Below are 23,080 nucleotides of genomic sequence, written 5' to 3'. Positions count from 1 at the left end.
GAGCAACGATGCTATGCGATGGACCTGAGACCGCCGCATCTCCCTGATGCGGCGGCCGACGATCAGTAGCGGATCGGTGACGGGCTCCACAGGCCGGACCTGGTGGCGGTACCCAGTTCCAGCTGCGCAAGCCGGGTCGTGTCGTTGAACGGCTCGTAGCGCAGGAGCGAGCCCCAGTCACGACCGATGTCGTTGGTCAGGTAGCTCGGAACGGTCGTCGAGTCGAGTGCGACCTCGATCCACCCGAGCGGGCCACCGCCGAACGAGTCCTGCCACGCCGAGACCGCTGCGGACAGGTCGGCGCCGGGCATGATCCGCCACTGCGGGATCTCGGCCACGCCGTCGCTGTGGTCGAACGGCCGCTGGCACGGGAACGCCAACCCGGAGGTCCAGTCGATCTGAACCGGCGCGGAACTGCCGACCAGTGACTGCAGGGTCTCCAGCTCGGGCACCCGGGGCGGGCTGACCACGATGAAGCGGTCCGAGGCCAGGTTCTCGTCCTTGGCGACGATGCGCACCGCGGTGGTGTCGGCGGGGAACGAGCTGCGGTAGACCCGCAGGTTGCGCCACGACGGGCTCGGCCCGGGATCGATCATCTCCACGTCACCCGCGGAGGTGAAGTCGGTGTCGCGGCTGGTGCCGTCGGACCGGACGGGGTCGGTGCTGTACTCGAGCTTCAGGTCCTTGCCGTCGTAGTTGCCGGCGACGGCCATCGTCACCAGCGGCGTGTTCGCCGTCTTGGCGGGCAGGCGGTACCAGGACGATGTCAGTCGCGCGGGGACCTGGTCGGTGGTCGAGTAGCTGCCCAGGACGGGGGTGGTCGCCGGGTCGAGCCCGAACGGCAGCTTCGCGGTGCTGCCGTTGATGCCGGGCTGGTCGTTCTCGCCGCCGCCGGTGCCGCCGGTGTTGTTGGTCAGCACGTCGGGGGATGCCGCCACGTTCGAGCTCAGCACGCCCAGGGAGTCGGCGCTCGCCGCGGAATCCAGGGTCATCGGCAGACCGTTGGGGGTGAAGCCGCTGGTCTGGGCCGGGCTCTCCTCGGTCCCGGCGGGGGCCGGTCCGGCGAGAGGGTCGGGACTGCGGCGGTCGATCGGCGTGAGCAGACCGGCGTTCGGGTTCGGTTCGACGAGAACCTTGTCGGCCATCGAGCACGGCTTGCCCGCGAGGGCGTCGAAGTTGGAGGTCGGCACCGAGAACGAACCGCTCTGGTTGATGCCGGACACCGACGCGGTGGAGATCTCGAAGGCCACGAGCAGCAGACCGATCACCAACAACGGGGCGGCGCAGACGCTGCGCCAGCCGGTGGGGGCCGGGCGCTCCGGCGCGGGCGCTCGATAGGGGTCGCGGAGGTGGAACCAGCCGGCCAGGATCAGCGTCAGGACGCTCGCGTAGAGCAGCAGGCTGCCGAGCGCGACGCCGAGGCGTACCGGCTGTGAGCCGTAGGGAACGCCGTAGTTGGAGATGTAGAAGTACGCGTTGGGGCCGGTGAACGACAGGCCGGTCACGAAGAGGATGAGAGCGGTCACCAGGGTGCGGTTGCGGCGTGACCGCATGGCGTGGGCGCTCATCGAGATCACCGCGATGGCGGCCAGTGCGGCGGCCAGTCCGGCGAACACGCCGAAGTGGTGTGTCCACTTGGTGGGCGTGAACATGAGGAAGATCAGCGACGCGAACGTGATGCCGACGATCCGGCGCGTCGGGCCGACAGCGGTACCGGGGATCCGGTTCTTGCGGAACAGCATCGTCGCCGAGACGAGCAGGCCGACGAACATGATCAGCACCGCGAAGCGGCGCCCGACCGATCCGTTGGCCGAGAACTCGAACAGTGCCGAGTATCGGTTGATCTCGTTGTACCAGCTCAGCGACGGTCCGAGCGCGGTCTTCATCTTCGATGCCTGCACGAACGCGGTGAGGGTCAGGTTGGAGAAGACCACGAAGATGACGAAGGTGCCCGCGGCGAGCACCGGGGCGATCATCGCCAGGTAGGCGACGAGCCGTCCCCGGGAGAACGCCCCCGATTCCTTCGGGTCACCCTGGATCACCTTGCTGCGCTTGACGATCGACATCACCATCGGTCGGCCGCCCGCGATGAGCGCGGCGACGGCCATCAGGCCGGTCGGTCCGGCGGCGAGGCTGAATGCGCCCACGGTGCAGGCGATGGCGGCGGGCAGTGTGCGGCCGGTGGCGATGGCGCGTTCGACCGAGCACCAGGTCAGCAGGGCGCCGAGGCAGATGATCGGCTCGGGGCGCAGACCGTTGTTGAACGGGAACCACGAGGCCATGAACACGAACGCCGCGGTCCACGGGACGAGGCGGTTGGTGATCGCCGCGCGTCCGAGGCGGGGGAGGATCTCGTGGGAGATGATGAGCCACACCAGGATCCCGCACAGCAGCGCGGGCAGGCGCATCCACGGGCTGGCGGTGGTGACGTGGGCCAGCCAGCCGAAGACCTGGTAGTACCAGCCGAACGGTGCCTCGGGTGCGCCGTACCAGCGGTAGTAGTTGGCCGTGTAGTGCGCGTGCTCGGCGACCCGCGACATCGTCAGCAGGTAGCCGTCGTCGGAGGTGTTGGCGCCGACGAAGTGCCAGACGATCAGGCCGCCGACGACGACCGCGTCGCGTGGGTTGAACCGCCACCACCGGGCCGGGAGGAAGCGGCGGTGTCGGCGGCCGTCGGTGCCGTCGAGGACGCTCAACGCCGCGAGCGCCACGAGGGTCGCGATGACGCCGACGATGATCGCGGTCCACTTGATGACCGTCGAGCCGGTGGAGTAGCGCGAATCGATGGTGGCGTGTGCCTTCAGCCCGTCGACCTGGCCCGCGGTGGTCGTCAGGTCGGTGTAGATGCCGGTGAGCTGCGGGCGCTGGTCACCGTCGGAGGTCGAGCCGGTCAGCGGGGCGCCGTCGTCATCGGTCATCCCGACGAATGAGGCGGTGACCGCGTCGGAGGTGGCCGTGACGTCGATGCGCTGACAGTTCTGCGACTGGATCTGCGCCAGCGATGCGCTCACCAGCGGGACGTTGCGGACCACGACCTCCACCGACCGCTGCGTCGGCGGGTCGGTGGCCTTGCCGGTGGTCCGGATGAACAGACCGCGCTCGACCGCCTTGGGGGCGTCCTTGGGCGTGGTGGACACCAGGACGGACTGGCCGGTGGTGCCGAGTTGACCGATGGCCGAACACGGCACGGAGATCTCGACGTCGATGGGGACGTAGCTGATGAGCGGCGCGGAGACCGACCCGATCTGCTGCGTCGCCGAGGTGACCTGCGGCCAGTTGATCTGTGCGGTGGTCTGCTTCACGGGCAGCAGCGGGGTGGCCAGGGCCAGGATGAAGCCGAGCAACCCGGCGACGATCGCGACGATCTTGGCGATGCGGATCCGGTCGGCCCGTGACCGTGCTGGACGTTCGGGGGTCTCCGTCGGAACGGATTCGCCCGTCACGGGCCTGCTGAGGTCATCGGGCACAAACGATGATGTTAACTACGAACCCTGTGGGCGGGGGTGCCGAGGTCGTGTTGATCTCGCGGTCGTCGCCCTAAGGTGGGCGTCATGTCCACGCATCGGGTGTTGCTCCTCAACGGGCCCAACCTCAACATGCTCGGGGTTCGGCAGCCCGAGGTCTACGGCGCCGCCTCACTGGCCGACGTGGAGGCGCTGGCGCAGCGCACGGCGTCGGAGCTGGGGCTGACGGTCTCGGCGCGCCAGACCAACCACGAGGGCGAGATGCTCGAGTGGATCCACGCCGCCCGCGGGGAGTTCGACGCGATCGTGATCAACCCGGGTGGGTGGACGCACACGTCGGTGGCCCTGCGCGACGCGTTGGTGATCCCCGACGTGCCGGTGATCGAGGTGCACATCAGCAACGTCGCCGCCCGCGAGGAGTTCCGCCACACCTCCTATGTGTCGGGCATCGCGGCCGCGGTCATCGCCGGCTGCGGGGTGCAGGGCTACGAGTTCGCGCTGCGCCGGGTCGTACATCTGCTCGACGGACAGTGATCTCAGTCACAAGCACGGCGAACGACCGGGGCCCGTTGACCTGCTCCGCGTCTCGTCCTCAAGTATGAAATGTGCACCAATCGGTCCTGTTCAACCGTTGTTTGCCGAGGTGTGATGGGTGGGATACCCCGCATCCTCCGTTAGTATTCCTCGCAATGCTGTCTCCGAAGGACAGTTCTGCGGCGGTGCGAGTGAACCGGCCGCCACCTGGAGCACCAGGTGAACCGGTGATCTGGAGGACCGATGCGGGAGCCACGTCATGTCGACCGCTGATACCTCGCGCGATCTGACGGACCCGTCCTCGGAGTCTGCGAAGACCACCGCGACCACCACCGGAGACGACGCCCGGCTACGCGCCCTCGAGTCAGACCTCGTCCGTTCGCGCTTCAACGTCCTCTCGACCGTCGTGAAGTACATGTCCCAGCCGCGCTGGTGGGTCGAACTGCTCCTCATCGGTGGGCTCTACGCGATCTACTCGGCCATCCGCAACAGCGTCGGCGAGGTCGCCGACAAGGCCTTCGCCAACGGCTACGAGCTCCTGCGCATCGAGGACGCCTGGCACATCGCCCTGGAGCGACCGCTCAACGAGTGGGTGCACAACACCCCGATCGTCGCCGATGTGGTCGCGCTGCAGTACGCGACGCTGCACTTCATCGTGACCCCGGGTGTTCTCATCTGGCTGTTCTTCCGTCGAAAGCCGCACTACCGCAAGGTCAGTGCCGTGCTGATCACCACCACGGTGCTCGCGCTGATCGGGTTCTACTGGTACCCGACGGCACCGCCCCGGCTGCTCACCACCGAGGGCTTCGTCGACATCATGAGCCAGACCGCGTCGTGGGGTTGGTGGCCGGAATCGGGCACCCCGGGCTCCGACGCGATCTCCAACCAGTACGCGGCGATGCCGTCGCTGCACTGCGCGTGGGCCGCGTGGTGCGGACTCACACTGTTCTTCCTCGCGCGCCGCATGTGGGTGCGCATCCTCGGTCTCATCTACCCCTTCACCACGTTCTTCGTCGTGATGGGCTCGGGGAACCACTTCATCCTCGACGTCCTCGCGGGTCTGGCCACGCTGGCCGCGGGCGCGAGTGTCGTGTTCGGCGTCCGATGGTTGTGGATCGCACGGGTCCGACGCCGACGTGCGGGTGCGGCGACGCTCGAATGAGCGTGGGGGTCGCCGCCGAGCAACGCCGCTGGCGGATTGCACTCCCACTGGCGGCGGCGGTGGTCGCGACCGTCGTCCTCTTGGCGCTCAGTCCCACCCTCGGTGATCTCCAGGCGGCCATCGCCCGCGAGGAGGCCGCTCGTTCCGGCGTCGGTCTGGGCTACTGGTTCGGTTGGTACGGCGGGGTCTCGCCCGGCAGCTACTCGCTGATCGTGCCCGCCATCTCCGCGATCACCGGTTCGTTGGCGCTGTTGGCGATCGCGACCCTCGCCATCGCCGTCATGGCGTATCCGTTGTCGCGCAGCGCGGCCCGCCCCACGCTGCTGACCTGGGCGATCGTCATCGCCGCGGTTCTCAACATGATGTCCGGTCGCGTCGCCTTCGCCGTCGGCGCCGCGATCGCCCTGGCCGCGGTACTGCTCTTGATGCACGGACGGCTGACCCTGTGTGCCGTGGTCCTGGTGGTCTCCGGGCTCGCCAGCCCCCTCGCGCCGGCCTTCGTCGGTCTGGCCGCCGTACCGTTCCTGCTGGGCGCGTACCGATCTCGAGCGGTGTGGAGCGTCCTCGTCGGTGCGGGACTCGGGGTCATCGTGCCGTTCGCGTTGTTCGGCGCGCCGGGCGCACAGGGGTTCCCGTGGACGACGCTGTTCTGGACCCTGCTGATCGGTGCCGGTGCCGGTGTCGCGCTGACCTCGCCGCCCGAGCGGTGGATCGCGCCGCTCGCCATGGCCACCGCGATCGTGGTGTTCGCCATCCCGAACGGGGTCGGGTCGAACCTGAGTCGGTTCTTCTGTCTCGTCCTGCCGTGTCTGTGCCTGTACTTCTCGCGGAAGTCGTTGCTCGTGGTGTTGATCGCACTGGTGCCCGCGGTGAGTTACGCCGGGTTCGTGGCCGTCGCCGATCAGGTCGCTGTCGCCGACGCCGGCGACACCGAGAAGAACTACGAACCGCTGCGCCTGGCGTTGCTGCGCGGACCGGGGTTGGTCAACCACCGCGTGGAACTGATCGACGCGGGAACGCACGCCGGGTCGCACGAACTCGGGTCGCTGGTGAAACTGGCCCGTGGGTGGGAGAACCAGTCGGACTCCCGGTTCAACCCGATCTTCTACGACCAGGACGCGTTGACACCGACGTCGTACCGGACGTGGTTGCGCGACAACGCGGTGTCCTACGTCGCCGTCTCCGACACTCCGTTGCGGCAGGCCAAGAAGGAAGCGGCACTCGTCGATTCGGGTCTGCCGTATCTGAGTGAGGTCTGGTCGAACGACGAGTGGACGCTCTATCGGGTCGCGGATCCGGCGACGATCGTCGCGCCGCCGTTGCGGCTGGTGACCGACACCCCGTCGACGATGGTGGTCGATGTCCCAGACACCGTCGCACACCCGATCCAGATCCGCCCCAACCGCTACCTGGTCGCCCGCAGCACCGCCGATCCGACGATCACGGCGTGCATCGCCCAGACCCCGGACGGGTGGATCACCGTGCAGGCACCCACCCCGGGTACCTACACCCTCGAGGGCCCGCTGAGCGTCCGCGGTGTCCTCGCCGAGCAGTCGCCCAGCTGTCGCTGACCGCGCTGACGCACACGACTGACTAGCGTCGGGGTATGCGACTCGGATTCCGTCACCGTATGCCCACCGTCGAACTGGCGATCGCCGCACCGTCGAGCGCGGTGTGGGATGTCCTGGTCGACCTCGACGCCTGGCCGGTGTGGGGCCCGTCGGTGGCGGGGGCGACCCTGGACACCCCGGGACCGTTCGCCTCCGGCACGCGGGGAAAGGTCACCACCGCGGTCGGTGTCCCTCTGCCGTTCGAGATCACCGAGTTCATCGACGGCCGGGTGTGGGCGTGGCGGGTGCTCGGCGTCCCCGCGACCCGGCACGAGGTCATCCCCGTCCGGGACGGGTGCGTGCTCAGTTTCGGTGTCCCGATCTGGGCGCCGGCCTACCTGAGCATCATGGCCCTGGCGCTGCCGCGCATCGAGCGACTCGCGATGGACCGCTAGATCCGTTCGACTCCGCGGGCGTGGGCGGGATCGTCGGGCGTGAACCACGACTCCAACGGCATCAGCTTGAGCCACGCGTCGACCGACCGCGGATCGTAGAACGCCGCCAGGGCAGGCTCGTTCAGCAATCCGCCCACCACCGAGGGCCAGTCGCCGTCGCGGGGATCGCGGTCCAGCAGGGCGACCTCGTCGCCGATCTCGCCGGTGGCGTGTGCCCTCGCGGCGTCTTCGATGATCAGCCGCAGGGCGAGTTGCTCGGCCGTCGTGCGCGGGTGCGGGAGCTCACCGGCCTCGAGGTCGGTGGCAAGGTCTGCGAACGAGCGCGCGACCAGCCGCCGCCAGGCCACGTCCTGGCCGAATGTGCACGGCGGCAACCGGTCGAACAGATACCACCTGCCGCCCACGGCGACCGGATCGCCGCCGCGTTCGTCGATGTCGTCGACGGCGTGCGCGTGATTCGCCCAGGAGTGGTCCAGGAGAAGACGACGCTGCCGATCGGTCAGCGCAGGGTTCATCGACCCGTTCGGGCACGCGGAGGCGTGGACCTCGTGGTGCGCGTACCGGGAATCGGACGGACCGCGGGTCGACCGTACGGGCCGAGTTCGCGAGGCGCGGGCTCGACGGTGCGGCGGACGGCATCCCACGCCTGTTCGACCTGGACCAGCGCCTGATCGAGCCGACCCAGCGCGACGAGATGTCGCGAGGCGACCTCGTCGGTCGTGAACGGTTCGTCTGGCGAGCTCGGGAGCACCGGCGTGCCGGACCCGGTCAACAGACAGTCGCAGGACACCGCGGCGATCTCGCCACGCATCGACGCGATCGCGTCGGCCCAGGACTGATCGAGGATGGTGTCCAACCGGTGGGTGCCGCGGTCGGCCTCGCCGGGCATCGACGGCTGGGTCACAGCGGTCCGCACCCCTCTCGGTGTCGGTGTGCGTTCAGTACAGGTTCGCGCGGCGGTAGAAGAACGCCGCCGGGCGGGTGAGAAGACCGACGCTGCTGAGGAATTCGATGAGGTGCACGCAGCTGCCGCGCATCATCGAGTGGAAGTGCTTGTTGTTCTTCTTCGCCGACAGTGCGCGCTTGCGGTCGAGTCCGGTGTTCGCGTAGACGTCGGGCGAGTGCAGGCTCGAGACGATCACGAAGCCGGCGATCGCGATGATCAGCGCGCTGATCTGGCGGCGGATCCAGCCCACGTTCTTCATCGACTCACGGACCTCTTCGCGCGCGAACTTCATGTGCCGGGACTCTTCGAGCACATGGATCTCGTTGATGGTGCGGACGAACGGGAGGACACGCGGGTCGCTCATGCAGCCGCGCTGCAGGACGTCGAGAACCTCTTCGGCAACGAGGATGCCGCCGTAGGCGACCTCACCGCGCGCGAACATCATGAACCCCTTGCCGAGCAGCCCGACGAACTTCGACGGGCGGTAGGAGGTGCCGACCAACTTGTCGGACCCCTTGGCGAACATCAGCGAGTGGCGGGCCTCGTCGGCGATCTCGATGAGCGACCACTGGAATTCCGGGGTGTGGTACTTGCCGAGGTACTGGTCGCGGATGACCATCTCCTGCAGGATCATCTCGAACCAGATGCCGTTGGTGGCGACCGACGCCGACTCGTGGCGCGTCAGCTCGATGCGCTGCTCGAGGGGCATCTCGTCCCAGAGTTCGGTGCCGTAGAGGGTGCACCACTCGGGGCTGCAGCCGTAGAGATCGGGGTCCATCGGCTGGTCCCAGTCGATCTCGGTCATCGCGTTGCGCGACAGACGAGCGGCCGAGGCGATGAGGCGGTCGGAGACCTCCTGCGGCCCCTGATCGAGCCGGGTCTCTCCCATGCTTTCCGACGTCGCTGTCATCGTGCACCTCCAGAAGATTCGACTATGACCGTTGTCACCATCGTTCATTGTCAAGGTACGCGTCGGGTGAACACTTGTAAACAGTCCGGCGCCGTGGGTGTGTGATCATTCGTCAATGACATCGGAAGGGCCCGTCGGGAGCAGGTGGCGCGGGATCGCAGGCGCGTTCGGCCATCGCCCGGTCCAGCTCTACGCGGTCGGCATGGTGACCGCCAACGTGATCGGGGCCGTCATCGTCTTCGGTCTGATCCGTTTCATCCTCCCGCTCCCGATCGATCCGGCCGCGGTCCTGTCCGCGCGCAACTTCATCACCTTCGGTGCCTACCTCCCGGTCGCGGTCATCATCGGGTTCGCGCTCGGGATCGGAGTGGCCGCACCGGCTTTCGAATGGTTGGGCACCGGCGGAGTACCCGACATACGCGCCTATCAGGCGGTGCTGAGGCTCCCTGCGCGGCAGGTCGTCGTCAACGCCACGCTGTGGACCATCGGACTCCTGGTGTTCGTGACGGTCAACGGGATCGGCGACGGCGGGGTCAATTTGTTGGTGGTCATCGCGCTCGCGGTCGGACTCGGTGGTGCCGCGACGTGTGCGATGGGCTACGTCGTCGCCGAACGGATCCTGCGTCCCATCACCGCGCAGGTGATGATCCGCGGGGTCCCCGGCCGGTACACCGCGCCGGGAGTGACGTCGCGGCTGGTCGCGATGTGGGGGTTGTCGACCGCGGTGCCATTGGTGGGTGCAGGTCTGATCGCGCTCGGACGGTTGCTCGAGATCGTGATCCGGCCCGGCGACGACATCGCCGCCGCGGTGCTCGCGCTCTCACTGATCTCGCTGACCGTCGGAGCGGGCGGGATGTTGTTGGCGGCACGCTCGGTGGCCGACCCGGTCACGCAGATCATCGCCGCGATGCACCGGGTCGAGCGTGGCAGCTACGACACCCGGGTCCCGGTCTACGACGGCTCCGAGATCGGGCGCCTGCAGGTCGGGTTCAACCGGATGGCGGCCACCGTCGGTGAGCGCGAACACATCCGGACGTTGTTCGGCATGCACGTCGGCGACGCAGTCGCCGCACGTGCACTCAAGGAGGAGCCGACCCTGGGCGGCGAGATCCGGGAGGTGGCCGTGCTTTTCATCGACCTCGTCGGCTCGACGTCGCTGGCGCAGACGCATTCCCCCGAGGAGATCGTCACCCTGCTCAACGACTTCTTCGGCACCGTGGTCGAGACGGCCGCACGCCACGACGGTTTCGTGAACAAGTTCGAGGGCGACGCGGCGCTGCTGGTCTACGGAGCGCCGCTGCCGCACGACGACCCCGCCGGCGCCGCACTCCGGACAGCGCGGACCCTGGCGCAGGCCATCCCCTTCGACGGTCGACTCGACGCGGGCATCGGTGTCAGTTTCGGCGCGTGTCTCGCGGGGAACGTCGGCGCCGCGAACCGGTTCGAGTACACCGTGATCGGCGATCCCGTGAACGCGGCCGCGCGACTCAGCGATCTGGCCAAGGACCGGGACAGCCGTGTCGTCGCATCATCGGATGCGTTGGACGCGGCCGCGGTCGACGAGACCCAGCACTGGACGGTCGCCGACGAGGTGACGCTGCGGGGTCGGTCGGAACCGACGTCCCTGGCGATCCCGCGCGGCGCGGGGCGTCAGCGTGACAACGCCGTGTCGACGGCGTCGGCCACCGAACCGTGATGGACCGGGCCGTGTCCCGGGAAGATGACGTCGGCGTCGAGATCACGCAGCGCGAGCAGTGACTCGCGATTGCGGGCGAGGTCGTGGTGGAAGGCGTGGTGCAGGCACTGCGGTCCCATGGTCGACGAGACGCCGTGCCCGGTGATCAGCGCGTCGCCCGAGACCAGGACCTTGCCGTCGGCGAGCAGGTAGCCGCTGTGTCCGTCGGTGTGGCCGGGGATCGCGACGGGAACCGGACGGCCGGGGAGGTCGAGCGGACCGGACGCGCCGAACGCCTGTGACGACGGGATGCCGGTCGTGTCGAGGACGCCGAGCCGGATGACGCCCGACAGCCACCGCAGCACGCGCGGTCGGTAGGAGATCTTCGCGATGTCGAGAGGCGTTGCCTGCTGCAGGATCTCGCGACGGCCGTGGGGGACCTCGGTGGGGTCCATGAACACATCGAACCGGTACCTCTCGGCGAGGACACCGAGTCCGCCGATGTGGTCGACGTGTGCGTGTGTCACCAGGGCGGCACGTATCTGTTCCGGTTCGGCGCCGACGTCGCGGATGGAGGCGAGCACCGCGTCGACCTGCTTGGGGTATCCGCCGTCGATCAGGGTGATGCCCGAGTCATCCTGCAACAGAACCCAGTTCACGTGCTCGGTGTGCACGAGGTGCGCCCGCCCGCCGCGGGGGTCGGTGATGGTCGTGATGTCGACATCGCTCATTTTCGGACCACCAGGACGAAGGGGCCGAGCTCGGTGACCGTGAAACGGGGGTCGTCGAACAGGGCGGTGGGGAACGTGACGGTGTAGCGGGTGACGTTGGGGTCGTTGGGGTAGACGTCGGCGGCCAGGCGCAGCGAGTAGCCGTCGGCGCTGTAGCGGAAGAGGAACACCGTCGGCGGACGCCACGGCGTGGAGTCCAGTGCGGCGACGAGCTGGTCCGGGGTCTGCAATCCCGCCCAGTTCTCGATGGCGGTGGCCCGCTTGTCGAACTCCGCCAACGGGTTCGCGTAGTGCGAGGTGAGTCCCTGGAAGCCGTAGTACGGGTAGACCGACAGGAATCCGTAGTCGGCGGTGAGCACGACGGTGTCGTTGCGGGGGCGTTGTGTCTCGGCGCGGATCGCCTGGTCGATCTGCGGGAAGAACGATTCCGCGCCGGCCGGTCGCTTGTCGGCGCGGACCCCGTCGCCGTCGGTGTCGGTGTAGGCGACGGTGATCTCCGCGGACAGGTGGTCGGGGATGTTCTGCGCGACCGCGACGGTGCCGATGATCGACGCCACGACGATCAGGAACCGGATGTCGCCGAACCGTCGGATGGCGGCCATCGCGACCTCGGCGAGGCCGAGGACTCCCGCGGCGGAGAGGATCAGCGCCAACAGTGGCTCGAGTCGGAACGACAGCAGCGTGGTCCCCGCGGCGGTCAGCGCCATCGACAGCAGGCAGAACGCGTAGATCGCGACGACCGAGATCCCCAGGGCCAGTGAGACGGTGCGGGTCCGGTGGCGCAGGAGCAGCCAGATCAACCCGACCAGGCAGAGCAGACCGACCAGGGAGAACTCGAGCATCGGCGCGGGTAGTTGCGCCCCGCTCGAGGGCAGGTAGTGCTCGGCGGTCCCGCCACTGGCCGGCTGACTGCGCAGACGCGCCAGCAGATAGGGCGCCCACACCACCAGGGCGATCAGGCCGGAGACGACGCCCATGGCGATCAGGCGCGCGGCGAGCACTCCCACCCCGCGGACACGGGCGGTCCGGACCGCCTTCGGGTCGACGGCGTTGTTGCCTGCACCACGGACCACCTCGACCGCGAGGTACAGCGTCATCAGCACCGCGATCAAGGCGAACAATCCGGTGAACAGGGTGTAGAACGTCGCACTCACGCCGATGAAGACGCCTCCGGCGAGCAACGCTGCGCCACTTCCTGATCGGAGTGCGTGCAGCACCGTGACGAGCATCGGGGCACCGACGAGGATGAGGATCGCCGCGTACGGTTCCGGGCCCGCGTACATGATGGCGACCGCGGTGGTCGCGATGGTGATCGCGATGGCGCGGTCGGTCGGCAGCATCCGCTTCCACAGGACCATCGCGATGGTCGCCGCGACGGCGATGGAGATGATCGCCCACGGCTTGTAGGCCTCCCACGCCGGTTGACCGACCGCGTTGGCGTACCGGCCCCCGAGCCAGAACCAGCCCGCGGGGTAGTACGGCGCCAGGTTGAAGTACGTCATGTCGTGCAGACCGGAGGTGTCGGTCAGACGGGTCAGGTACTCGGTACGGAACTGCTGGTCGACCGAGATGCCGAACAGGTAGAGCTTCGTGGCACCGAGCGGCATGGCCAGCGTGACGGTCGCGAACGCCGAGATGCCCACCAGGCTCAGCGGGGTCACGATCCGCGCGCCACGGCCGGACCGTGCGAGCAGCGCGGCCACCACGAGCAGTGCGATCGAGACGACCTGACCGACCGTGGTCAACGCCCCGTTGACGTTCGAGGAGTTGAAGGCCGGCCACTCGACCTGCGCGATGACGAACAGACCGATCGACGCGACGACCGCCGCCACGATCACCGCGACGACGAGCTCGGCACCGGCCAGCATGTGGCGCCGTCCCGGCATCAGAAGTGAGCGGTCCGACGGTGGACGCGCAGTGTCGATCCCGACGCTCATGGGCGTCTCAGATGGGGAGTTTGCGGAAGATCGGCCGCGGGATGTGCCGCAGCACGATCATCACGAACCGGAACGGCGGCGGGGCCCACACGATCTCTTTGCCCTTGTCGGCCGAGCGGACCGCGAGCTGCGCCACGTCTTCCTTGTTCACCGTCATCGGTGCTTCCTTGACGTGCGCCGAGAGGCGGGTACGCACCATGCCCGGGCGGATCACCAGGACCCGGACGTTGAACTCGCGCAACGCCTCACCGAGGCCGAGGTAGAAGCCGTCGAGCCCGGCCTTGGTCGAGCCGTAGACGAAGTTGCTGCGCCGCACACGCTCGCCGGCCACCGAGCTCATCGCGATGATCTGTCCGTGTCCCTGGGCGCGCATGCGCTCGCCGAGCAGGACGCCGACCGAGACCGCGGCGGTGTAGTTGATGTCGGCGGTGAACACGGCCTTGCGCTGGTCCTGCCACACCTCCTCGTCGACGCCCTGGACGCCGAAGGCGACGATCGCCACGTCGACATCGCCACCGGCGAAAGCCTGTTCGGCGACCGCGGGGTGGGTGTCGGGCTTGAGTGCGTCGAAATCGATGCGCTCGACCGACGACGCGCCCGCCGCCTTCATCGTCTCGATCGCAGCGTCCCCGGCGGGATCACCGGGCACCGTGGCGAGGATGACCCGCATGGGGCCCTTCTTGAGGTACTCGGCGCAGATGGCGAGGCCGATCTCGGAGCTGCCACCGAACAGCAGCAGGGTCTTCGGGACGCCGACGGCGTTGATCATGAGAAATCCTTCGTCGATGAAGCGTGTGGGTGAGGAGAATTCGCGGGTCAGGCCAGTTCGAGGCGACGGGCCATGTCGGACACGAAGACCCCGTGCGGATCGATACGGCGCCGCGTGGCGATCCACTCGTCGACGCGCGGGTACATCGCGTGGAAGGTCTCTGCGGTGGTGCGCGAATCCTTGGCGGTGTAGAGCCGACCGCCGATCGCGAGCACCCGGCGGTCGAGTTCGGTGACGAACTCGTGCAGGCCCTTCTTGATGGGGAAGTCGACGCAGATGTTCCACCCCTCGATCGGGAAGCTCAACGGCGCGGCGTTGCCCTCACCGAAGAGCTTGAACACGTTGAGGAAGCTCACGTGTCCCGACGCCTGGATGTCGATGATGATCTGCTTGAACTCCTCGACCGCCTCCACCGGGACGATGAACTGGTACTGCAGAAAGCCTTTCGAGCCGTAGGCGCGGTTCCAGTCACCGAACAGATCGAGCGGGTGATAGAACTTCGTCAGGTTCTGGATCTTGCCGGTGTAGTTGCCGCCCATCCGGTAGTACGCCTCGCCCACGATGGCGAAGTCGAACTTGTTGGCCAGGCCGTTGGGGAAGATGTCGGGGAACTTGATCAGCGTCTTGCCGGTGAACGCCAACGGGTTCTTGGCCAGATCGTCGGGCAGCTGATCGAGGGTGGCCAGCGAGCCGCGCGAGAAGGAGCCGCGGCCCAGCTTCGGTGGCTTGCTGATCGCGTCGAACCAGCCTGAGCTGTAGCCGTAGCCCTCCTCGAATCCGTCCGCGTGGAGCGCGATGGTCTCGTCGAGGCTGTTGGTCGTCGCGCCGTCGGCGATGAAGTACGCCGTCTCCGTGCGGGTCATCGCGATCTTCGCGCGCAGGATCAACCCGGTCAGGCCGATGCCGCCGACCGTCGCCCAGAAGATCGACGCGTCGGGATCGTCCGAGCTGCCGTCCGGGGTGATGGTGAGGATGCGGCCGTCGGCGACGAGCAGGGTGATCTCGGTGACGTGGTTGCCGAAGCTGCCCGCGCTGTGGTGGTTCTTGCCGTGGATGTCGTGCGCGATGGCTCCGCCGATGGTGACCTGGCGCGTCCCCGGCAGCACCGGGACCCACAGGCCGTAGGGGAGTGCGACCCGCATCAGGGTGTCGAGGTCGACGCCGGCGTCCACGTCGGCGATGGCGGTCTCGTCGCTGATCGAGTGGATCCGCTTGAGGCGGGTCATGTCGATGGTGAGCCCGCCGACGTTCTGCGCCGACTCGTTGTACGAGCGGCCCAGGCCTCGCGCGATGACGCCGCGTTGCAGATACGTCGGCTTGTCCGCGTTGTCGTCGGCGACGCGCGCGACCGCGGCCGCGATGACGTCGAGGTCAGGCGTGGAGAGCACGTGCCCGTTGATCGGCGTGGTGCGACTCCAGCCCACGAGCCTGCGGGTTTCGATGGGCAGATCAGTTGTAGACATCGCAGGACAGCCTACTGCGTGTCCGTGCGGCTCAGACCGGCGATGACCGGCCCACTAGGGAGCCGTTGCCCACATGCGGGTGTCGGCGAGTGCGCGGTCGAGTGTCGCGTCGTCGATGAAGCCCTGGGTGCGCGCCGAGAACAGCCCGTTGATCGCCGCCCAGGTGGCGATGGTGCGGTCGATGTTCTGGTGGGCGCCGACCGCGCGGAGCAGGACCCCGGCGATGCGATCGCGCATCGCGACGCGCAGGTCGTCGAACTTCGCGGTGGGTTCGAGCGCATCGGCGAGCGCGATCAGGCGAAAGGCGAGCTGGTCGTCGTCACGGTGGAAGCGCACGTAGGCGTCGAACACCGCGCCGGCCCGCTCGTCGACGGTCGAGGTGGCGACCGCGTCGTCGATGATCAGCTCGTTCGCCGTGACGGCCTGTTCGGCGAGTGCGAGATAGATGTCCTGCTTGCCGCCGGGGAAGTTGGAGTAGATCGAGCTCACGGCCACATCCGCGAGCTCGGCGATGTCGGCCACGGTCGCCGCCTGATACCCGCGCTCCTCGAACAGGGTCCGTGCCGCGGTGCTCACGGCGGTCACCGTTCGACGTCGCCGCCGGTCGACATCGCTCATGGGAGGTAACCGTAATGAGATTCCGGAAACGGAACAAGGTTCTCTGTGGGGTCGATCACCTGATACAAACTGACCCATGGCCTCGAAAAGCGTGTTCATCACCGGCGCTGCTGCCGGCATCGGTCGTAAGACGGCCCTGTCCTTCGCCCGTAAGGGCTACATCGTCGGTGCGTACGACATCGACGAGGCGGGGCTCAAGACCCTGTCCGACGAGATCGAGGATCTCGGCGCGGTCCCGGTGATCGGGCACCTCGACGTCACCGACGCCGGCGAGTTCGCCGAGCGTCTCGCCGAGTTCACCGCCAAGACCGGCGGCAAGCTCGACGTGATGCTCAACAACGCGGGCATCCTCATCGCGGGTCGCTTCGAGGAGCTCAACGTCTCCACGCTGCACAAGGAGATCGACATCAACACCAAGGGTGTGGTGAACGGCCTGCACGCGGCGTTCCCGTACCTCAAGGCCACCAAGCGTTCGGTCGCGATCAACCTTGCGTCGGCGTCGGCGATCTATGGCCAGGCCGAGCTGGCCAACTACAGCGCCACCAAGCACTTCGTGCGCGCCATCACCGAGGCCCTCGACATCGAGTGGTCCGGCTACGGCATCCGCGTCGTCGCCATCTGGCCGCTCTACGTCCAGACCGCGATGACCGAGAACATCAAGACCGGCACGACCACCTCGCTGGGCATCAAGTTGGGCCCGCAGGATGTCGCCGATCGCATCATCGAGGCCGCCGAGCCGAACCTGTTCAGCAAGGTCATCCACCAGGTGCACTACAACGTCGGTACCCAGACCCGACTCATGGCGGTCGGCTCACGGTTCTCGCCGGTCTACCTGACCCGCCTGGTCAACAAGCGTCTGGCCGGGAGCCACTAGCCCGACCTGCACACAGCGTCAGAACAGCGTCGCCGGCTCGGAGTCCTCGAGTCGGCGACGCGTCTGTGTGACGTCGACCGATCCCGACGACGCGGGTCCTGCGTCGAGGGCTGCGCGCGCTGCGGCGCCCGCCAGCTGGTCGGCGATCTCGTTGAACTCGTTGCCGACGTGACCGCGCACCCAGCGGAACCGCACCGGCCCCGAGCGGGCGGTGATGGCCGCGTCGATGGCCTGGACGACCTCGAGATTGCGTACCGGTGCGCCGGCGGCGGTGCGCCACCCGCGGCGCTTCCAGTTCGCCAGCCACTCCGACGAGCACTTGATCGCGTACTGCGAGTCCGACTCGACCATCAGCGGATCCGGGCCGGGATGGGCGGTGATGGCCTCGCGGATCGCGATCAGCTCGGCGACCTGATTGGTGCCCGACGGTGCTCCGCCACTGGCGGTCGGACCGGTGTGATCGACCCACGCCCAGCCGATCGCGCCGCCGGGGTTCTTCAGGCACGAGCCGTCGGTACTCACGATGATCACGGGAGCCGAGTTTACGGTTCCGTACTGACACAGCAGTGCATCTCGACGATTTCCGATGTGTCGCGACCCGTCGACTGGGCGGATGCGGACGTCGACTGGGCGGATGCGGACGACCACCGGGCGGCTGCGGCATGGTTAGGGTCGATGGATGAGCAACTTCTCCGCCCTGGTGGCCCGCGAATCCGATGGTGCGATCACGCTGTCGGCCGAATCCGTCGACGACTCCTTCCTCCCTGACGGCGACGTGACCATCGACGTCGCGTGGTCGTCGGTGAACTACAAGGACGCCCTCGCGGTGACGCCCGGCGCCGGCGTCGTCCGCAACTATCCGATCGTCCCGGGCATCGACCTCGCCGGGACGGTCCGTGAGTCGTCGAGCGGCGACTTCGCGGTGGGTGACCCGGTGGTGGTCCACGGCTATCAGACCGGCGTCTCGCGCCACGGTGGTTACGCCGAGCGAACGCGCGTGCCCGCCGATCAGGTCGTCGCCCTCGGTGACGGTCTGACCCCACGGCAGGCTGCGACCATCGGCACCGCGGGGTTCACCGCGGCGCTGAGCGTGCAGGCGCTGTTGCGTCACGGACTCACCCCCGCCGACGGCCCCATCCTGGTGACGGGCGCCAGCGGCGGCGTCGGATCGGTCGCGGTCGACCTGCTGGCCGCGGCCGGGTTCGAGGTCGTCGCCTCGTCCGGCAAGTCCGACGCCCGTGACCTGTTCACGACACTGGGCGCGGCAGAGGTCATCGGACGCGTCCCCGAGGACCCCGACGAGAAGATCCGTCCGCTGGGCAAGGCGCAGTGGGCCGGCGCGGTGGACTGCGTCGGCGGGAAGACGCTCGCCTGGGTGCTGTCGACGGTTCGCTACGGCGGTGCGGTCGCGGCCAGTGGTCTCACCGCGGGGGTGTCGCTGCCGACGACCGTGATGCCGTTCATCCTGCGCGGGGTCGCGCTCCTCGGGATCGACTCCGTGGAACTGCCGATCGCCGCACGTCGCGAGACGTGGCGACGACTCGGTGACGACCTGCGGATCGCGCATCTCGACGAACTGACCACCGAGGTGCTCGTGTCCGAGGTCGAGACCGTACTCGGCGAGATCAAGTCCGGTGGCCGCACCGGGCGCACGCTGGTCAAGGTCGCCGGGGGCTTCTGACCCGGGTGACGCATCGGGCCCCTCCCACCCGCGTCCGACGCGGTTAGCCTGGATTGCATGAGCTCTTCCACGACGTCGACCCTGTTCACCCTGGAGAACACATACGCGCGTGATCTCGAGGGCATGTACGTCCCGTTCACGGGGACGCATGCGTCGAACCCCGAGGTCCTCGTCGTCAACACGGCGTTGGCCGAGGAGCTGGGCCTCGACGCCGACGCCCTGCACACCCCCGAGGCGGCCGAGATCCTGTCCGGGTCGGTGCCGCCGGAGGGTGCGACGACCATCGCGATGGCCTACGCGGGGCATCAGTTCGGTGGATACCAACCGCTGCTGGGTGACGGTCGCGCAATGCTGCTGGGCGAGCTCGTCGACACCGACGGCAATCGACGCGATCTGCACCTCAAGGGCTCGGGTCGCACCCGGTTCTCCCGCGGCGGCGACGGTCGCGCGGCGATCGGACCGATGCTGCGTGAGTACCTGATCTCCGAGGCCATGCACGCCCTCGGGATACCCACCACGCGGGCCCTCGCGGTGACGGCGACCGGTGAGCAGGTTCAGCGTGACACCGCCGAGCCGGGGGCGGTGCTCGCCCGCGTCGCGTCGAGCCACATCCGGGTCGGCACCTTCGAGTTCGCTCTGCGTCAGGGGGATCCGTTGCAGCCGCTCGCCGATTACACGATCGCGCGGCACTATCCCGAGCTCGTCGACGCCGATGACCGGTACCTGCGCTTCTTCGAGGCGGTCGTCGACCGGCAGGCATCGCTGGTGGCGCAGTGGATGGCGGTGGGATTCATCCACGGAGTCCTCAACACCGACAACACCACCATCTCGGGCGAGACCATCGACTACGGGCCGTGCGCGTTCATGGACGCCTACGACCCGGCCACGGTCTTCAGCTCCATCGATGTCCAAGGCCGCTACGCGTACACCAACCAGCCACCGGTCATCGGATGGAACCTCGCCCGGTTCGCCGAGTCGCTCATCCCGCTGGTCGCCAAGCAACTCGGCGGCGACTCGGAGGTCGGGGACACCGACGGGGCGATCACGGCGCTCACCGACATCCTCGCCGCCTTCCTCGACCGACACGACGCCCGCCTGGCCGAACACTTCCGCGCGAAGATCGGTGTCGCCGTGGACGATCAGGACCTCGTCGACGATCTCCAGACCGTGATGCGCGAACACCGCCCGGACTTCACCGGAACGTTCCGCGCGTTGGCCGAGGAGCTGCGCGGCAATTCCCGTCCCCTGGACGACCTCATCCCGCGTGACGCCATCGCGCCCTGGCTGTCGCGCTGGCGCGCAGCCCTCGCCGACACGGAGTCGGCGACGGCGGACGCGATGGATCGCGTCAACCCGATCTACATCCCGCGAAACCATCTCGTGGACATCGCATTACGTGCTGCGACCGCGGGAGACCTGGAGAAGTTCCAGATGTTGCTGAGCGTGGTCACCCGTCCGTTCGACGCCGACCCCGCCCTCGGTGCCTACGCCCAGCCCGCGCCCGACGAGTTCGGTCAGGGCTTCCAGACCTTCTGCGGGACCTAGGGCTCCGAGCGTTCCACGACTGTCGCCTCGATGCGGGCGCTGGCCGCCTCGAGCGCCAGGCGCCGCACCGTGGCCAGCGCGCGCTCGTAGACGACGGTCCCGACCAGCATCATCTCCACGGCGGCGATCCGGTCGGGTTGCTCACGCGCGTAACGGACCTCGTCGTTCGCGACCACCTCGGCGGTGTCGGCGGCCGTGCTGAAGCTGTCGGCGGTGACCGGTAACCCGAAGTCGCGCAGGATGCCGATCAGTTCGGCGAGCCGACGCGGAGCGGGTGCATCCGGAGCGATGGTCCAGTCGCGCTCGGCGAGCCAGTCGTGCACCTCGCCCAGGGTGTCGTCGTGGGCGACGATGGCGTCGGGATCATCGAGACCGTGCATCACCGCGCCGAACGCGTCGTGCAACGGGAGGTGCTCGTCCTCGGTGGCCGCCAACGCATCTCGTACCGTGGCGAGGGACAGCCCGCCGATCTCGATGAGCGCGCGGATGAGTCGGAGCCTACGGATGTGACCGTGGCCGTACGAGGCCTGGTTGCTCGACGTCGGCTCGCCCGGGGGCAACACACCCTCGCGCAGGTAGTACTTGATGGTCGCGACACTCACGCCGCTGCGACGACTCAGCTCGGAGATCCTCATCGGGGCGCCCTTGACATCACCGATGGATAGTAGCACTATCCATTAACGGATAGTCCGACTATCCAATCGGTTCGGTTCACAGTCGAGGAGACGACGATGGCACGCACGACGATTCGCAACGGACGCGCAACCGCCCAGATCGACGGCGATTTCGTCGTCTTTCTCATCGGCCTGAGGTTCAACCGGTTGTGGAAGGTGCGGTCGTGGCTCGGCCCGTTCCTGGCCATGCCGAAGATGCTGCAGGACCTGCGGCAACATCCGGAGAAGGGACTGCTCGGCGTCCGGATGGCGATGAGCGGTCGCACCGTCTCGCTGGTCCAGTACTGGCGGAGTTTCGAGCAGTTGGAGGCGTTCGCGCGCAACACCGACGATCCGCACCTGGCGAGTTGGCGGGCGTTCAACCGCACCGTGGGTGACAACGGCGACGTCGGGATCTTCCATGAGACCTATCGGGTCCATGCCGGCGACCACGAGTCGGTGTACGTCAACATGCCGGTCATGGGTCTCGCGGAGGCCGGGGAGTCGGTGATGCTGGGCATGGGTCGCGACACCGCCCGCACGCGGTTGACTCGTCGGTGACCGTCACCGCGTCGGCCGCTACCGCTCGAGTGCGTACCGCGCCGCGTTGTGGCCGGGGATCCCGCTGACCCCACCGCCGCGCCGCGCGCCGGCACCGCAGATCGTCAGACGCGGGTGGAGCGTCTCGACACCCCAGGTACCCACCTCGGCCGCACTCTCCGCCCACGGCCACTGGAGCGAGCGGTGAAAGATGTTGCCGCCGGGCAGACCCACCGAGTCCTGCAGGTCGAGCGGTGATCGCGCCTCGATGCAGGGTTGCCCGTCGCCGTCGCGCGCGATGACGTCGGTGATGGGTTCGGCGAGGACCGCGTCCAGCGACGCCAGTGTGGAATCCACCGCCTGCGCAAGTGCGGTCGGCTCGGCGAACAGCTCTGGCGGCATGTGCAGACCGAACAGCGTCAGGGTGTGCATGCCGTCGAGGTCGGGACCGAGAATGCTGCGGTCGGACAGTGTGTGGCAATAGATCTCACACGGCGCGGGCGACGGGATCCGCCCCGCGGCGGCTGCCGCGTACGCCGACTGGACCTGGGAGAAGTCCTCGTTGATGTGGAAGGTGCCCGCGAACGCCGCGGTCGGGTCCACCGTGGTGTCTCGCAGGCGGGGGAGTCGCGTCAGCAGCAGGTTGATCTTCAACTGCGCACCGCGCGGCGCCGTCTCGGTCGGAAGCGGCTCGTCGAGCATCGTGTTCAACACCGCCGGCGCGCAGCCTGCGTGCACCATCGACGCCCGTGCACTTCCGCCGTCCCACTCGACGACGCCGGTGTCGGGATCCATGGTCATCACCCGCGAGCCGGTACGGATGTCGGCCCCGGCGGCCGCCGCGGATCGGGCGAGAGCGCCGCTGACCGCGCCCATCCCGCCGATGGGGACGTCCCAGTCGCCGGTTCCGCCGCCGATCAGGTGGTACAGCATGCAGATGTTCTGCCGGAGACTCGGATCGTGCAGGTCGGCGAACGTCCCGATCAGCGCATCGGTCGCGACCACGCCGCGCACGGTGTCGTCGGCGAAAGTCGTCTCGATCAACGCCCCGATCGGGACCTCGACCAGTGACGACCACAGGTCGTCGTCGTCGACGAGCGCCCGCACGTCCTGCGCACTGCGCAGTGGCTCGGTGACGGTGGGGAAGACCCGCTGCGCCAGTCGCTCCATCCGACCGTAGAACCGTTGCCACGCATCGTGATCGGCGTCGGATCCGGTCGCCGCCGCGAACGATGCTCGCGTGGCCTCGCCGTCGCCGTTGTCGACCAGCAGGCCGTCCTCGGGTCGGCGCGGCAACGGTGTGTACGACGAATAGCGCCGTCGTACCAGGCGGACGTCGAGATCGAGGTCGGTGATGATCTGCCGCGGCATGAGCGACACCAGATAGGAGTACCGCGAGAGCCGGGCGTCGACGCCGGGGAACGTCTGGGCCGAGATCGAGGCGCCGCCAACATGATCGGAGCGTTCGAGGACGAGCACCCGACGCCCGGCGCGGGCCAGGTACGCGGCGGTGGTGAGTCCGTTGTGACCGGCGCCGATCACGATGTCGTCGAAGGTCTGCACGCCGTCCACG

Annotated in this window: 21 protein-coding genes; 9 read left to right on the top strand and 12 right to left on the bottom strand. The window is 68.1% G+C overall.

What is annotated here, in order from left to right; translation table 11 throughout:
- Positions 1–62: 62 nt before the first annotated feature.
- Positions 63–3,443 (bottom strand): arabinosyltransferase domain-containing protein, encoded by a 3,381-nt coding sequence (locus IEV93_RS04235; RefSeq protein ID WP_371873828.1) that lies wholly within the window; start codon positions 3,441–3,443, stop codon positions 63–65.
- Between the two features lie 108 nt (positions 3,444–3,551).
- Here IEV93_RS04235 and aroQ point away from each other — a divergent pair, with 108 nt between their 5' ends.
- The 4 genes from aroQ to IEV93_RS04215 all read left to right on the top strand — a co-directional run bounded on the left by aroQ (position 3,552) and on the right by IEV93_RS04215 (position 7,165).
- Positions 3,552–3,998: a type II 3-dehydroquinate dehydratase gene (aroQ, locus tag IEV93_RS04230; RefSeq protein WP_188487208.1), complete on the top strand. Its 447-nt coding sequence runs from the start codon at positions 3,552–3,554 to the stop codon at positions 3,996–3,998.
- 259 nt (positions 3,999–4,257) lie between these two features.
- Positions 4,258–5,160 (top strand): phosphatase PAP2 family protein, encoded by a 903-nt coding sequence (locus IEV93_RS04225; protein ID WP_188487206.1) that lies wholly within the window; start codon positions 4,258–4,260, stop codon positions 5,158–5,160.
- Positions 5,157–6,731: a hypothetical protein gene (locus tag IEV93_RS04220; protein WP_188487204.1), complete on the top strand. Its 1,575-nt coding sequence runs from the start codon at positions 5,157–5,159 to the stop codon at positions 6,729–6,731. The genes IEV93_RS04225 and IEV93_RS04220 overlap by 4 nt, the downstream gene beginning before the upstream one ends.
- Before the next feature lie 35 nt (positions 6,732–6,766).
- The gene (locus IEV93_RS04215; RefSeq protein ID WP_188487202.1) at positions 6,767–7,165 is read left to right on the top strand and encodes an SRPBCC family protein; all 399 of its coding nucleotides are present in this window, start codon (positions 6,767–6,769) and stop codon (positions 7,163–7,165) included.
- Here IEV93_RS04215 and IEV93_RS04210 read toward each other — a convergent pair.
- From IEV93_RS04210 to IEV93_RS04200, 3 genes are read right to left on the bottom strand one after another with little or no spacing between them, the layout of a single operon-like run.
- Positions 7,162–7,680 carry a hypothetical protein gene (locus IEV93_RS04210; RefSeq protein WP_188487200.1) on the bottom strand — a complete coding sequence of 173 codons (519 nt, stop codon included), beginning with the start codon at positions 7,678–7,680 and terminating at the stop codon, positions 7,162–7,164. The two genes, IEV93_RS04215 and IEV93_RS04210, sit on opposite strands and share 4 nt — an antisense overlap.
- Positions 7,677–8,069, bottom strand: coding sequence for a hypothetical protein (locus IEV93_RS04205; protein WP_188487198.1), 393 nt, complete (start codon positions 8,067–8,069; stop codon positions 7,677–7,679). Before IEV93_RS04205 ends, IEV93_RS04210 begins: the two co-directional genes overlap by 4 nt.
- Positions 8,070–8,103: 34 nt before the next feature.
- Positions 8,104–9,000, bottom strand: coding sequence for an AurF N-oxygenase family protein (locus tag IEV93_RS04200; protein ID WP_371873791.1), 897 nt, complete (start codon positions 8,998–9,000; stop codon positions 8,104–8,106).
- Positions 9,001–9,136: 136 nt separating this feature from the next.
- Between IEV93_RS04200 and IEV93_RS04195 the strand changes: the two genes are divergently transcribed.
- Positions 9,137–10,717, top strand: a complete 1,581-nt coding sequence (locus IEV93_RS04195) for an adenylate/guanylate cyclase domain-containing protein (protein ID WP_188487193.1) — start codon at positions 9,137–9,139, stop codon at positions 10,715–10,717.
- Here the strand turns inward: IEV93_RS04195 and IEV93_RS04190 are convergent.
- Genes IEV93_RS04190 through IEV93_RS04170 form a run of 5 tightly spaced genes read right to left on the bottom strand, consistent with a single transcriptional unit; the run spans position 10,672 to position 16,214 of the window.
- Entirely contained in the window at positions 10,672–11,427 is a 756-nt protein-coding gene (locus IEV93_RS04190) for an MBL fold metallo-hydrolase (protein ID WP_188487191.1), read from the bottom strand. The genes IEV93_RS04195 and IEV93_RS04190 overlap by 46 nt on opposite strands.
- Complete coding sequence (locus tag IEV93_RS04185) at positions 11,424–13,364, bottom strand: arabinofuranosyltransferase (protein WP_188487189.1); 1,941 nt, start codon at positions 13,362–13,364, stop codon at positions 11,424–11,426. Before IEV93_RS04185 ends, IEV93_RS04190 begins: the two co-directional genes overlap by 4 nt.
- 7 nt (positions 13,365–13,371) lie before the next feature.
- On the bottom strand, positions 13,372–14,133 hold the full coding sequence (gene dprE2 / locus IEV93_RS04180; protein ID WP_188487187.1) for a decaprenylphospho-beta-D-erythro-pentofuranosid-2-ulose 2-reductase: 762 nt from the start codon (positions 14,131–14,133) through the stop codon (positions 13,372–13,374).
- A 47-nt stretch (positions 14,134–14,180) separates the two neighbouring features.
- Positions 14,181–15,596: a decaprenylphosphoryl-beta-D-ribose oxidase gene (gene dprE1, locus IEV93_RS04175; protein ID WP_188487184.1), complete on the bottom strand. Its 1,416-nt coding sequence runs from the start codon at positions 15,594–15,596 to the stop codon at positions 14,181–14,183.
- A 54-nt stretch (positions 15,597–15,650) separates the two neighbouring features.
- Positions 15,651–16,214: a TetR/AcrR family transcriptional regulator gene (locus tag IEV93_RS04170; protein WP_188487182.1), complete on the bottom strand. Its 564-nt coding sequence runs from the start codon at positions 16,212–16,214 to the stop codon at positions 15,651–15,653.
- A gap of 76 nt (positions 16,215–16,290) precedes the next feature.
- Here IEV93_RS04170 and IEV93_RS04165 point away from each other — a divergent pair, with 76 nt between their 5' ends.
- Positions 16,291–17,088, top strand: a complete 798-nt coding sequence (locus tag IEV93_RS04165; protein WP_188487180.1) for an SDR family oxidoreductase — start codon at positions 16,291–16,293, stop codon at positions 17,086–17,088.
- Positions 17,089–17,106: 18 nt separating this feature from the next.
- Here IEV93_RS04165 and IEV93_RS04160 read toward each other — a convergent pair whose 3' ends face one another.
- Positions 17,107–17,619, bottom strand: a complete 513-nt coding sequence (locus IEV93_RS04160; RefSeq protein WP_188487178.1) for a ribonuclease H family protein — start codon at positions 17,617–17,619, stop codon at positions 17,107–17,109.
- Positions 17,620–17,767: 148 nt separating this feature from the next.
- On the opposite strand from IEV93_RS04160, the gene IEV93_RS04155 reads away from it, so the two are divergent.
- Both IEV93_RS04155 and IEV93_RS04150 read left to right on the top strand, forming a co-directional pair.
- Positions 17,768–18,769: an oxidoreductase gene (locus IEV93_RS04155; protein ID WP_188487176.1), complete on the top strand. Its 1,002-nt coding sequence runs from the start codon at positions 17,768–17,770 to the stop codon at positions 18,767–18,769.
- Between the two features lie 57 nt (positions 18,770–18,826).
- Positions 18,827–20,314 (top strand): protein adenylyltransferase SelO, encoded by a 1,488-nt coding sequence (locus tag IEV93_RS04150; protein WP_188487174.1) that lies wholly within the window; start codon positions 18,827–18,829, stop codon positions 20,312–20,314.
- On the opposite strand, the gene IEV93_RS04145 is transcribed toward IEV93_RS04150, so the two are convergent.
- Complete coding sequence (locus tag IEV93_RS04145) at positions 20,311–20,949, bottom strand: MerR family transcriptional regulator (protein WP_188487172.1); 639 nt, start codon at positions 20,947–20,949, stop codon at positions 20,311–20,313. The genes IEV93_RS04150 and IEV93_RS04145 overlap by 4 nt on opposite strands.
- A gap of 96 nt (positions 20,950–21,045) precedes the next feature.
- On the opposite strand from IEV93_RS04145, the gene IEV93_RS04140 reads away from it, so the two are divergent.
- Positions 21,046–21,528, top strand: a complete 483-nt coding sequence (locus IEV93_RS04140) for a DUF4188 domain-containing protein (protein WP_188487170.1) — start codon at positions 21,046–21,048, stop codon at positions 21,526–21,528.
- A gap of 18 nt (positions 21,529–21,546) precedes the next feature.
- On the opposite strand, the gene IEV93_RS04135 is transcribed toward IEV93_RS04140, so the two are convergent.
- A complete protein-coding gene (locus IEV93_RS04135; protein ID WP_371873827.1) occupies positions 21,547–23,079 on the bottom strand; it encodes a phytoene desaturase family protein in 1,533 nt (510 codons plus the stop codon).
- Position 23,080 lies beyond the last annotated feature (1 nt).

The organism is Williamsia phyllosphaerae (assembly GCF_014635305.1).
GTDB lineage: Bacteria > Actinomycetota > Actinomycetes > Mycobacteriales > Mycobacteriaceae > Williamsia_A > Williamsia_A phyllosphaerae.
The sequence above is the reverse complement of the archived record's forward strand: the minus strand, read 5'-3'. Positions and strand labels throughout refer to the sequence as shown.